Raw genomic sequence first — 12,286 nt, 5'->3', positions numbered from 1 at the left:
ACGCTGCCGGCCCCGGATGCAATGCCCTTGGTGCCCGGCCCCTGGAACACCATGGAGTCGAACATCAAGGCCGCAAGTCGGGACCGGATAAAAACCGATCGACCATAAAAAAAGGGCGGTTGGTATCCGCCCATTTGGTCGTCAGCCTTGAATTCTACTCCGCCGGCAAGTTCTGCGCAATGCGATCTCCGGGAGAAGATGCCAAAACGCGCTGCAATAAACCAGCTGTACCGGGTATTTCGGCCGCATCCGACTGCAGGCTGGACAACATTCGTTCCAGCAGCGCCGGTTGCGGGAGGATCGGGCCGAGAAAAAGAACCCGGCCGCCACGCGCGACCATGACGGTCGGAAAGGTCTCGACGTCGATGTCGCCGGCTACTTCGGATTCGTCTTCCACGTCGAGCCAGCGGAAACTGCCGTCGGTGTGTCGTTGCGCCACGCCTTCGAAAGCCGTACGCCAGTCGCGGCAGACGCCGCACCATTCGGCACACAGACTCACCACCAGCAGATCCTGCATTTTCAGCCTCTGGCCCGCGGGCCGCAAAAGTTCGATGCTAGCGCCTTATCGGGCATTGCCGCGCAAGCGCCAGGCTTCCAGCGGATCGACCGTCGCCGCCCGGTTGCCCCAGGCGTTGCGGATGTAGGTGGCGACCGCGGCGACTTCGGTGTCGTCGAGTTCCTGCAGGAACGGCGGCATGCCGGCGGGTCGCGGATTGCCGGCCGTGGACGGCGCGAAGCCGCCGTGCAGGATCATCTGCACCACGTTGGCTGGCGACACCATCGTCACGCCACGATTGCCGGCCAGCGGCGGATAGGCTCCGTCGCCCTCCCCGCTCCGGCCGTGGCAGCTCGCACAGTTCTGCGTGTACAAACGACCTCCTCGGTCCAGAACCGTGGCGGAGGGCGGCGCAAGACCAGCGGTTTCAGGCGCGTCCGCCTGAGGAAGACTTCGCAGATAGGTCGCCACGGCGCCGACATCGCCTTCGCTCAGGTATTGCAGGCTGCGAAACACCACTTCGGCCATCGGCCCTTCCACGCCGGCCCTGGTTCCGGCCGCAATGCCGGTGTGCAACAGGCTGACCGCATCGGCCTGCGACCACCCTGCCAAGCCGGCTTCGGCAGCGGATCGCAACGATGGCGCATACCAGTTCCGGGACGGGATCAGGCCACCGGCCAGCGTATCGCCCGCAACCGTCGCGCCCAGCGCGTTACGTGGACTGTGACAGGCACCGCAATGGCCCAGACCGGCCACCAGGTACGCGCCGCGGTTCCATTCCGCCGACTGTGCCGGCTGCGTCCGATATACGGCAGGCCTGAAAAACAGCGCACGCCACACCGCCAGCGCCGCGGGTTGGTCGAACGGGAAACGCAGTGCATGCGCTGGCGTCCGGTCGCTTGCCGGGGTCAAGGTCGTGAGCCAGGCGAACAGCGCGTCCGAATCATCGCGGCCGATGCGGCTGAAATGCGGATAGGGAAACGCCGGATACAGCAGGCGCCCGTCGCGCGACCGCCCGTTGTGCAGCGCGCGCCAGAAATGGTCGGGCGACCAGCCGCCCAGGCCTGCCGCATGCGGTGTCAGGTTTCCCGCATACAGCAGTCCGAAAGGCGTGCCGATGGCCCGACCGCCGGCATAGGCCGCGCCGCCCGGCGTGGTGTGGCAACCGGCGCAATTACCCGCCAGCGCCAGGTAGGCGCCACGCGCCTTCTGCTCCGCGGTCGGCACGAAAGGCGTCGGGGTTTCCGGCAGGGGTTGTTCGTCGAGCAGGTTGAGCCGCCAGACCAGGATGGCCAACGCAACCACGACCAGCAGCAGCCACGATAGCCGCTTGACCCAGCGGACGACAGAAAGCGTCATCGCACGACACTCCCGCACGGCATCGGCATGGAAAGCGGATGCGAGGTCGCAGGCCGCGTATCGGCGGGCAGCGACTGGGACGAAAGCCAGGTGGAAATGGCGGTCACATCGGCGGGCGTCAGCTGCCGCACCACCTGCGCCATGCAATCGGGCGCGAGGGCTTTGCGCTGGCCGGTCTGGAAGGCGCCCATCTGCGCATTCAGATAGTCGCGCGGCAGACCCAACAAGCCGGGCACGAAAGGCTGGACTCCCGTCATGGCGACGCCGTGGCAGGAAACGCAGGCGGGAATCTGCCGCATCGGATCGCCTCGCCGCACCAGTCGTTCGCCCAGCGCCAGCACCTCGGGGGCCGCGCCGACGGTCTGCGGCGGCGGGTACGGCAGTTGCTGCGATGCAAAGTAGCCGGCGATCTCCATCAGGTAGTCGTCGCCCAGCACCTGCAGCAGTTGCGACATCGCCGCGTAGTGACGCCGTCCGTCGCGGAAATTCAGCAGCTGGTGGTAGAGGTAGCCCTGGGGTTTGCCGGCGATGCGCGGAAAGTAGCCGTGATTGGTAGCGATGCCCGCTGCTCCGTGGCAGACGCTGCATGCCCTGGCGGCCAGGGCGACCGGCTGCGCCTCCGCGCGTGCGCCGCACATGGCGGCCATCGCCAGGAAGGCACCCCACATCCAGCGACGCCCACGGGTTTTCATGGGCGGATCAGGTCGTCGCGGCTGCAACCAATCGCCGGGTGTAAGCATGGGTCGGCGCATCCAGCACCTGCGCCACCGGGCCGGCCTCGACCACCACGCCGTCCTTCATGGCCATCACGTCGTGTGCCATGGCGCGCACCACGTCCATGTCGTGGGTGATCAGCAGGTAGGCCAGGCCGCGTTCGCGTTGCAGGCGCTGCAGCAGGTCGAGCACCTGCTTCTGGATGGTCACGTCGAGCGCGCTGGTGGGCTCGTCCAGCACCAGCACGCGAGGTTGCACCACCAGCGCACGGGCAATGGCCAGGCGCTGCCGCTGACCGCCCGAAAACGCATGCGGATAACGGTCGAGCAGGCCCGGGAACTGACTTTCTTCCAGGCCGACATCGGCCAGCGCGGAACGCACCTGTTTCTCGCGCGACGGCCCGTCCAGTCCGGGCGCATGCACCCGCAGGCCCTCGCCCACCAGTTCACCGACCGTCATGCGTGGCGACAGCGAAGAAAACGGATCCTGGAAAACCACCTGCACGATGCGGCGCAGGGCACGGTCTTCGGCCAGCCTGCCGCTCCACGCCTTGCCGTCGATATGCAAGCTGCCGGTGAAGGCCTGCAGGCCCAACACCGCCAGCGCCAGGGTCGACTTACCCGAGCCGGACTCGCCGACCACGCCCAGCGTGCGGCCCGGCAGCAACCGCAGGTTCACGCCCCTCACCGCGACGAACGCGTCCTTGCGGAACCAGCCAGAAAAACCGGGCCGCGGCACCGGATAGGCAACGCTCAGGTCCTTCACCTCGATCAGCGGCACGGCTTCGATCGCGGGTGATTCGTCCACCGCCCGGCGTGGCACGCTGTCCAGCAGCTTTCGGGTGTAAGGGTGCTGTGGACGGGCGAAGACCTCGGCCACCGGCCCCTGCTCGACGATGTGCCCTCGCTCCATCACCGCGACACGGTCGGCGAACCGACGCACCATCAGCAGATCGTGGGTGATGAGCAAGACCGCCATGCCGTGGCTGCGCTGCAGGTCACCGAGCAGGTCGAGGATCTGGCCGCGCAGGGTGACGTCCAGGGCCGTGGTGGGTTCGTCGGCCAGCAGCAGGCGTGGCTGGTTGGCCAGCGCCATGGCGATCATGGCGCGCTGCCGCTGGCCGCCCGACAGCTGATGCGGATAGCTGCGCGCACGCCGTTCCGGCTCGGGGATTCCGGTGTCGGCCATCAGCGAGACGGCGGTGGTCCATGCATCGCGGGCGGGCATGGCGCGCTTGACCTGCAGCACCTCTGCGATCTGCGCGCCGACGGTGAACAGAGGGTTCAGCGCGGTCATCGGCTCCTGGAAGATCATCGCGACCTCGTCACCGCGGATGCCACGCAGCTCACGCTCCGGCAGCGCCAGCAGGTTGCGTGGTGCACCGCCATCTCGCGGTTGCAGCATGGCCGAGCCGCTGCACGCCGCGTCGGGCACCAGCCGCAGCAAGCTCATCGCACTGATGGTCTTGCCGGAACCGGATTCGCCCACCAGCGCCAGCTTTTCGCCGGACGCCACCGTGAAATCGATGCCATGCACGACTTCGTTGCCACCGAAGGTGATGCGCAGGCCGCGCACTTCCAGCAGCGCTTGGTTGGGGGATTCGCTCATGATTTCCGTGGGTCCAGTGCGTCGCGCAAGGCGTCGCCGGTAAAGGTCAGCAGCAGCAGTGTCACGGTCAGCACCAGGAAAGTGGTCAGTGAAATCCACCAGGCGTCGATGTTGGCCTTGCCCTGGTTCAGCAGTTCGCCCAGCGACGGCGTACCGGCCGGCACACCCAGGCCCAGGAAGTCCAGCGAGGTCAGCGCCAGGATGGAAGCACTCATGCGGAAAGGCAGGAAGGTCACCACCGGGGTCATGCTGTTGGGCAATATGTGGCGCCACACGATCTGCCAGTGCGACAGGCCCATGGCGCGGGCGGATCGCACATAGTCCAGTTGCCGGTTGCGCAGGAACTCGGCCCTCACGTAATCCGAGAGCCCCATCCAGCCGAACAGCGACAGCAGCACCAGCAGCAGCGCCACGCTGGGTGCGAAGACGGCGCTGAAGATGATCAGCAGGTACAGCTCCGGCATGGAACCCCAGATCTCGATGAAACGCTGGAATGCCAGATCGGTCTTGCCGCCGAAGTACCCCTGCAGCGCCCCGGTCGCCACACCCAGCAACACCCCCACCACCGTCAGCGCCAGGCCGAAAAGCACGCTCAGCCGGAAGCCGTAGATCAATTGGGCCAGCAGGTCGCGGCCCCGGTCGTCGGTGCCCAGGATGTTCTCGCCCGATGGTGCCGCCGGATTGGGCTGGCTGGCGAAGTAATTCAGCGTGCGCGGGCCATAGGGATTGGGCGCATACACAGCCCAGTTCTGGCCTGTGGTGATGCGGTCGCGGATGAAGGGGTCGAGGTAATCGGCCGGGGTTTCGAAGTCGCCGCCGAAGGTCTTTTCCGAATAATTCCGCAGCACCGGAAAGTAGGTCTGTCCCTGGTAATGCACCACCAGCGGCCGATCGGTCGACAGCACCTCGGCAAACAGGCTGGCCACCACCATGAAGATGAACAGCACCAGGCTCCAGAAGCCCAGCCGGTTGCGACGGAAACGCCGCCAGGCACGGACGCTCGGGGAAGCAGCAGCGGTGGGATTAGTCAAAACGGACACGCGGATCGACCCAGACATAACAGAGGTCGCCGATGAGCTTGGTCAACAAACCGATCAGCGTAAAGAAGTACAGCGTTCCCAGCACCACCGGGTAATCGCGGCGGATCACGCTCTCATAACTCAGAAGGCCCAGGCCGTCGAGCGAGAACAGGGTTTCGATGAGCAGGGAACCGGTAAAGAACGCGCCGATGAAGGCGGCCGGGAAACCGGTCACGATGGGGATCAGCGCATTTCGCATCACATGCCGCCAAAGTACCTGGCGCTCGGTCAGGCCCTTGGCCCGCGCCACCAGCACATATTGTTTGCGGATCTCTTCCAGAAATGCGTTCTTGGTCAGCATGGCGGTCACCGCAAAACTGCCGAACACCATGGCTGTCACCGGCAGCACGATATGCCACAGGTAATCGGCGATTCGTGCCGGCCAGCTCAGGGTTTCCCAATTCGCCGAAGTCAGCCCGCGCAATGGAAACCACTGCAACTGGCCGCCGAATATCACCAGCAGCGCGACACCAAGCACAAACCCCGGAATCGCATAACCCACCAGCACGATCAGGCTGGTGACGAAGTCGAAACGGGTTCCGGCCCGCACCGCCTTGCTCACCCCGAGCGGCACTGCGATCAGATAGCTGATGAAAAACGTCCAAAGCCCCAGGCTGGCCGAAACCGGCAGCTTCTCGACCATCAGGCCCCACACGTCCTTGCGCTGATAAAAACTCTGGCCCAGGTCGAAACGCGCGAACTGTTTCAGCATCAGCCAGAAACGCTCGACCGGCGGCTTGTCGAAGCCGTACAGCACCTTGATCTCTTCGATGCGCCTGGCGTCCAGCCCCTGCCGGCCGCGATAACCGGCGCCGGCGCTGGCGGCGCGTTCACCACCCGAATCGCGGCCCTGCAACTGGGACACCATCTGCTCGACCGGACCACCGGGCACGAACTGCACCACGGCGAACGTCAGCAGCAGCACACCGAACAGCGTCGGCACCATCAGCAGAAGGCGTTTCAGGACATAGACCAGCATGTGGTGGGGTGCCTTTGGATAGTCAGTGGGTCAACGATTTTCGGGCGAGGCCCACCAGGTCGACATCGCCCAGCCGTCCGCCTGGTAGTAAGGCGGAATCACCTTCGGCAGCACGAAACGGCCGGGCCGGTAGCCGATCAGGAAGCTGTCGCTGTACCACTGGGGAATCGAGTAATAACCGCTGGTCAGCACCCGGTCCAGTGCCCGCATGGCGGTGGCGAGCTCGGCGCGGCTGGTGGCCTGCACCACCTTGCCGAGCAAGGCGTCGACGGCCGGGCTGCGAATGCCCCAGAGGTTGGCCGATCCGTTGGTGTCTGCCGCCTTGGAACCGAAGTATTCGAACAGCTCGCCGCCCGGCGCCGTGTTGGCCGGAAGGCGCAGCGAAGACATCTCGAATTCGAAGTTGTCCATGCGCTGCTGGTAGAGGGAACTGTCGACGTTGCGGATGTCCAGCGTGATGCCCAGTTTGCCCAGCGCGCCCTGCATCGGCGCGATGACCCGTGCCAGGGAGCCCTGGGCGTTCAATACCTCGATCTCCATCGGCTCGCCCTTGGCGTTACGCAATGCGCCTTCGCGGTAGGTCCAGCCGGCCTGGGCCAGCAGGTCGCGCGCCTGGCGCAGGTTGTCGCGCAGGCTGGAGGGCGGCGTGGTGACGGGTGCCAGCGGCACGGCGCCGAAAACCGACGGATCCAGGTCCTTGCGCAACGGCTCCAGCAAGGCCAGTTCGTCGGGCTTGGGCAGGCCTTCGGCGTGGAATTCGCTGTTCGGGAAATAGCCCTCGACCCGCTTGTAGAGACTGAAGAAAAGCTGGCGGTTCAGCCATTCGAAGTCCATCGCCAGCCCGATGGCGCGGCGCACCCGCACGTCCTGGAACTTGGGGTTGCGCAGGTTGAAGACATAACCCTGGAAGTCGCCCGGGTTGCGGGCGGTGAAAACCTGTTTGCGCAATTCGCCGCGGTCGAACTGCCTGCCCTTGTATTGCCGGGCCCAGTTGCGCGAAATGAACTCGCGCTTGAAGTCGAACTCGCCCGCCTTCAAGCCTTCGAACTGGGCGGTTTCATCCAGGTAGAGCTTGTAGCTGATGCGGTCGAAGTTGAACTGGCCGCGCCTCACCGGCAGGTCCGCGCCCCAATATTTCGGATCGCGCCGGTAGGTGATGTCGCGTCCCAGCCGGTTGTCTGCCAGGCGGTAGGGGCCGGATGCGATGGGCAGGTCGGTCGTCACCTGGTCGAAGGGTTTGCCGCCGCCCCACTTGCGGCTGAAGACCTGCATGCCTCCCACCACCAGCGGCAGTTCGGCGTTGGGGCTGGCGAAATCGAAACGAACCGTACGCGGAGCAACAACCGTCACGCCCTTGACCTCGGCAAAGATAGTGCGGAACTGCGGCGCGGCGAGCTTGCCGGTCAGGGTGTCGAAAGAGAACTTGACGTCGTCCGCCAGCACCGGCGAACCGTCGTTGAAGCGGGCAGCGGCGTTGATGCGGAAGGTGACCGAAAGCCGGTCGGTGGCCACTTCGACATCGTCCGCCAGCAGGCCGTAGGCAGTGGTCGGTTCTTCGGAGTTGCCGGTCAGCAGGGTTTCGAACATCAGCCCGGCGATGCCCGGCGGCGGTGTGCCCTTGAGGGTGAACGGGTTGAACTTGTCGAAGTTGGATGACGTGGTGCCGGGCACCAGCCTGATTTCGCCACCCTTCGGCGCATCGGGGTTCACGTAGTCGAAATGGGTGAATCCCGGCGGGTATTTGACATCGCCGAACTGGGCATAGGCATGAGCCGCCCAGGAAGGAACATCCACGAACAACAGCAACCAGAGCAAACAAACGCGCATGAGACAATTCTGCGGGATTTTTCAAGCGTTTTCGGAGAATAGAAAAATGGGTTTTCTCGCCGGCAAGAAGCTGCTCATCACCGGTGTGTTGAGCAACCGTTCCATCGCCTACGGCATCGCACGTGCCTGCCACGAACAAGGCGCCGAGCTGGCCTTCAGCTACCAGGGCGAACGGTTCAAGGACCGCATCACCGAATTTGCGGCCGACTTCGGCTCCAAGCTGGTGTTCGACTGCGATGTCGGTGACGACGCCCAGATCGAAAAGCTGTTCACCGACCTCTCGGCGGCCTGGCCCAGGTTCGACGGTTTCGTCCACAGCATCGGCTACGCCCCGCGCGAGTCCATCGCAGGAGACTTCCTGGAAGGCCTGTCGCGCGAGGGCTTCAAGATCGCCCACGACATCAGCGCCTACAGCTTCCCGGCCATGGCCAAGGCCGCCCTGCCCTACCTCAATGACAAGTCCGCGCTGCTGACGCTGACCTACCTGGGCGCCATCCGCAATGTCCCCAACTACAACACCATGGGCCTGGCCAAGGCGTCGCTCGAAGCTTCCGTGCGTTACCTGGCCGAATCGCTCGGCCCCAAGGGCATGCGGGTCAACGGCATCAGCGCCGGCCCCATCAAGACGCTGGCAGCCAGCGGCATCAAGGGTTTCGGCAAGATCCTGTCGGTGGTGGCCGAAACCGCGCCCATCCGCCGCAACGTGACCATCGAGGACGTAGGCAACGTCGCCGCCTTCCTGCTGAGCGATCTGGCCGGTGGTGTCACCGCCGAGATCACCTACGTGGACGGCGGCTTCAGCAACGCAGTCGGCGGCATGGCCGAGCCGGCCGCACCCTCGGCCTGACGCGTTTGAGCGCCGCCCCGACCTTTGCCGGACAGCGGCGCCGCACCTGGCTGGCGCTGGGCATCGTCGCCTTCGCCGACCTGCTGCCCGTCACCGTGCGGGCAGGCAATCCGCCGCCGCTCATGCTGGCCAACGCATACCACCAGGGCATACCGCTGGCCGACTACTGGGTCAGCGAAAAAATGGACGGCACACGAGGTTATTGGGACGGCAAACGCCTCTGGACCCGCGGCGGCGAAGAGGTCTTCGCACCCGCCTGGTTCACCTCCGGCTGGCCGGCCCGGCCGATGGACGGTGAACTGTGGGCCGGTCGCGGCCAGTTCCAGAAGTCGGTCTCCATCGTGCGGCAGCAGAAGCCGGACGACACCGCCTGGCGCGGCATGCGGTTCATGGTTTTCGACCTCCCCGGGCAGCCCGGCACCTTCACCGAACGCCTGGCCGTGCTCAACGGCCTGCTGGCCCAGCCGGATTCGACCTGGGCCCGGCCCGTCGCGCAGTCGAAGGTTGAAACACACACCGACCTGATGGAGTTGATGCGCACCACTGTCAGGAACGGCGGAGAAGGCCTGGTGCTGCACCGCGGCGCCTCGCGTTACCAGGCGGGCCGCAGCGACGACCTGCTGAAGGTCAAGCCCTTCGACGACGCCGATGCGCGTGTGGTCGGCCACATCGGCGGCCACGGAAAATATGCAGGCCTGACCGGCGCGCTCGAAGTCGAATCGCCCGAGGGCCAGCGTTTCCGCATCGGCTCGGGCCTGAGCGATGCGTTGCGCAAAAACCCGCCCGCCATCGGGAGCTGGGTCAACTACCGCTACCGCGGCCGCACCGACAGCGGCCTGCCCAGGTTCGCGACCTACCTGCGCGAACGCCCCGACCTCAACTGAATCGGACCGGGCGCCGCGCCACGTTTACATCGTCCGGCCGAACGGGCCGTCGGCCCCCACCTGCACCAGGTTTTCCTCGGTCGCCAGCGGCTGGGCCTGTTCCTTCGCCGGCATATTGGCCAGGGCCACGCAGTCGGCGTAATAACGCACCTTGCCGTCTTCGCCTTCGAGTTCGACGAGTCCGTGGATATCGGTCTCGAAACCCGGGCACTTGGCGTTGAATTCGCGGGCGAACTTCAGATAGTCCACGATCTTCTTGTTGAAGACTTCGCCGGGAATCAGCAGCGGGATGCCCGGCGGATAAGGCGTCACCAGGCTGGTGGTGATGCGGCCTTCCAGTTCGTCGATCGGCACGCGTTCGGTGCGGCGGTGCGCGATGTACGAATAGGCATCGCTGGGTTTCATGGCCGGCGTCAGGTCCGACAGGTACATCTCGGTCGTCAGGCGGGCGATGTCGTATTCGGCGTACAGCGTGTGCACGTGCTGGCACAGGTCGCGCAGGCCCATGCGTTCATAGCGTTTGTGCTGCTGGCAGAACTCGGGAAGGATCCGCCACATCGGCTGGTTCTTCTCGTAGTCGTCCTTGAACTGCTGCAGCGCGGTCAGCAGCGTGTTCCAGCGGCCCTTGGTGATGCCGATGGTGAACATGATGAAGAAGCTGTACAGGCCGGTCTTCTCGACGATCACGCCGTGTTCCGACAGGAACTTGGTGACGATGCTGGCCGGAATGCCGGTTTCGGCGAACTTGCCGTCCATGTCCAGGCCCGGTGTGACGATGGTCGCCTTGATCGGGTCCAGCATGTTGAAGCCGTCGGCCAGGGTGCCGAAGCCGTGCCACTTGGCGTCGCGTTCCTCGCCCTTGATGATCCAGTCGTCGGCCTCGCCGATGCCTTCGTCGGCCAGCTTTTCGGGGCCCCACACCTTGAACCACCAGTCGTTGTCGCCGAACTCGGCTTCGACCTGGCGCATGGCACGGCGGAAGTCCAGCGCTTCCAGGATGGACTCTTCGACCAGCGCGGTGCCGCCGGGCGGCTCCATCATCGCGGCTGCCACGTCGCAGCTGGCGATGATCGCGTACTGCGGGCTGGTCGAGGTGTGCATCAGGAACGCCTCGTTGAACAGGTGGCGGTCCAGCTTGCGGTTGACCGAGTCCTGCACCAGCACATGGCTGGCCTGGCTGATGCCGGCCAGCAGCTTGTGGGTGGACTGGGTCGAGAACACCAGCGATTCGGTCGGCCGTGCGCGCTTTTTACCCATCGCGTGGTACGGGCCGTAGAACGGATGGAAGGCGGCGTGCGGCAGCCAGGCTTCGTCGAAGTGCAGCGTGTCGACATAACCGTCGAGCGCCTTCTTGATGGTCTCGGTGTTGTAGACCACACCGTCGTAGGTCGACTGCGTCAGGGTCAGGATGCGCGGCTTGACCTTGTCGGCGTCGACGCCCTTCAGCAGCGGATTGGCGCGGATCTTGGCCTTGATGGTCTCGATGTCGAACTCCGACCGCGGAATGGGGCCGATGATGCCGAAGTGGTTGCGGGTGGGCTTCAGGAAGACGGGAATGGCGCCCGTCATGATGATCGCGTGCAGGTTGGACTTGTGGCAGTTGCGGTCGACCACCACCACGTCGCCTGGCGCCACTGTGTGGTGCCAGACCATCTTGTTGCTGGTGCTGGTGCCGTTGGTCACGAAGAAGCAGTGGTCGGCATTGAAGATGCGCGCCGCATTGCGTTCGCTCTCGGCCACCGGGCCGGTGTGATCCAGCAACTGGCCCAGTTCCTCCACCGCATTGCAGACGTCGGCGCGCAGCATGTTCTCGCCGAAGAACTGGTGGAACATCTGGCCGACCGGGCTCTTCAAGAATGCCACGCCGCCAGAATGCCCCGGGCAATGCCAGCTGTACGAACCGTCTTCCGCATAGTTGAGCAGCGCCTTGAAGAAAGGCGGCTTCACGCCTTCCAGGTAGCTTTTGGATTCACGGATGATGTGGCGGGCCACGAACTCCGGCGTGTCCTCGAACATGTGGATGAACCCGTGCAGCTCGCGCAGGATGTCGTTCGGAATGTGGCGCGAGGTCTTGGTTTCGCCGTAGATGTAGATCGGCACTTCGGTGTTCTTGCGGCGCACTTCGGTGATGAAGGTGCGCAGGTTCAACACCGCCGGATCCAGGTCCGGGCCGGGCGTGAATTCTTCGTCGTCGATCGACAGGATGAAGGCGCTGGCCCGGCTCTGCTGCTGGGCGAACTGCGACAGGTCGCCGTAACTGGTGGCGCCCAGCACTTCGAAACCCTCGGTCTCGATGGCCTGGGCCAGGGCGCGTATGCCCAGGCCGGAGGTGTTTTCAGAACGGAAGTCCTCGTCGATGATGACGATGGGGAAACGGAATTTCATGCTGCGGCTCCGGGGATGCGGGGCTAGAGGAATCGGGGCGGGCGGCCGTCGTGCGGCCGTGAAGACGCGCGAGTGTAAGTAATCGCGGAGGCGGCCCCGTGACAAGCT

10 protein-coding genes are annotated in these 12,286 nt (G+C 65.0%); 2 read left to right on the top strand and 8 right to left on the bottom strand.

The genetic code is table 11. The features are described from left to right. Positions 1 to 154: 154 nt before the first annotated feature. Genes AC3ANW_RS07925 through AC3ANW_RS07895 form a run of 7 tightly spaced genes read right to left on the bottom strand, consistent with a single transcriptional unit; the run spans position 155 to position 8,062 of the window. Positions 155 to 517, bottom strand: a complete 363-nt coding sequence (locus AC3ANW_RS07925; protein WP_488344639.1) for a thioredoxin family protein — start codon at positions 515 to 517, stop codon at positions 155 to 157. A gap of 45 nt (positions 518 to 562) precedes the next feature. Further along, positions 563 to 1,855: a c-type cytochrome gene (locus AC3ANW_RS07920; RefSeq protein ID WP_488344638.1), complete on the bottom strand. Its 1,293-nt coding sequence runs from the start codon at positions 1,853 to 1,855 to the stop codon at positions 563 to 565. Then, the gene (locus AC3ANW_RS07915; protein ID WP_488344637.1) at positions 1,852 to 2,547 is read right to left on the bottom strand and encodes a c-type cytochrome; all 696 of its coding nucleotides are present in this window, start codon (positions 2,545 to 2,547) and stop codon (positions 1,852 to 1,854) included. The genes AC3ANW_RS07920 and AC3ANW_RS07915 overlap by 4 nt, the downstream gene beginning before the upstream one ends. A 7-nt stretch (positions 2,548 to 2,554) precedes the next feature. Then, positions 2,555 to 4,177: an ABC transporter ATP-binding protein gene (locus AC3ANW_RS07910; protein WP_488344636.1), complete on the bottom strand. Its 1,623-nt coding sequence runs from the start codon at positions 4,175 to 4,177 to the stop codon at positions 2,555 to 2,557. Then, a complete protein-coding gene (locus AC3ANW_RS07905) occupies positions 4,174 to 5,235 on the bottom strand; it encodes an ABC transporter permease (protein ID WP_488344635.1) in 1,062 nt (353 codons plus the stop codon). The genes AC3ANW_RS07910 and AC3ANW_RS07905 overlap by 4 nt, the downstream gene beginning before the upstream one ends. Continuing rightward, complete coding sequence (locus AC3ANW_RS07900) at positions 5,201 to 6,235, bottom strand: microcin C ABC transporter permease YejB (protein WP_488344634.1); 1,035 nt, start codon at positions 6,233 to 6,235, stop codon at positions 5,201 to 5,203. Before AC3ANW_RS07900 ends, AC3ANW_RS07905 begins: the two co-directional genes overlap by 35 nt. Before the next feature lie 30 nt (positions 6,236 to 6,265). Then, the gene (locus AC3ANW_RS07895; RefSeq protein WP_488344633.1) at positions 6,266 to 8,062 is read right to left on the bottom strand and encodes an extracellular solute-binding protein; all 1,797 of its coding nucleotides are present in this window, start codon (positions 8,060 to 8,062) and stop codon (positions 6,266 to 6,268) included. A gap of 46 nt (positions 8,063 to 8,108) precedes the next feature. Between AC3ANW_RS07895 and fabI the strand changes: the two genes are divergently transcribed. After that, positions 8,109 to 8,909 carry an enoyl-ACP reductase FabI gene (gene fabI, locus AC3ANW_RS07890; RefSeq protein ID WP_488344632.1) on the top strand — a complete coding sequence of 267 codons (801 nt, stop codon included), beginning with the start codon at positions 8,109 to 8,111 and terminating at the stop codon, positions 8,907 to 8,909. A gap of 5 nt (positions 8,910 to 8,914) precedes the next feature. Beyond that, positions 8,915 to 9,793, top strand: a complete 879-nt coding sequence (locus AC3ANW_RS07885; protein ID WP_488344631.1) for a DNA ligase — start codon at positions 8,915 to 8,917, stop codon at positions 9,791 to 9,793. Positions 9,794 to 9,817: 24 nt separating this feature from the next. Here AC3ANW_RS07885 and AC3ANW_RS07880 read toward each other — a convergent pair whose 3' ends face one another. Then, on the bottom strand, positions 9,818 to 12,178 hold the full coding sequence (locus tag AC3ANW_RS07880; RefSeq protein WP_488344630.1) for an Orn/Lys/Arg family decarboxylase: 2,361 nt from the start codon (positions 12,176 to 12,178) through the stop codon (positions 9,818 to 9,820). Between the last annotated feature and the right edge of the window lie 108 nt (positions 12,179 to 12,286).

Source organism: Xylophilus sp. PBN-3R (assembly GCF_057747805.1).
Note: the sequence above shows the minus strand (reverse complement) of the source record. Positions and strands in the feature narration are given on the sequence as shown.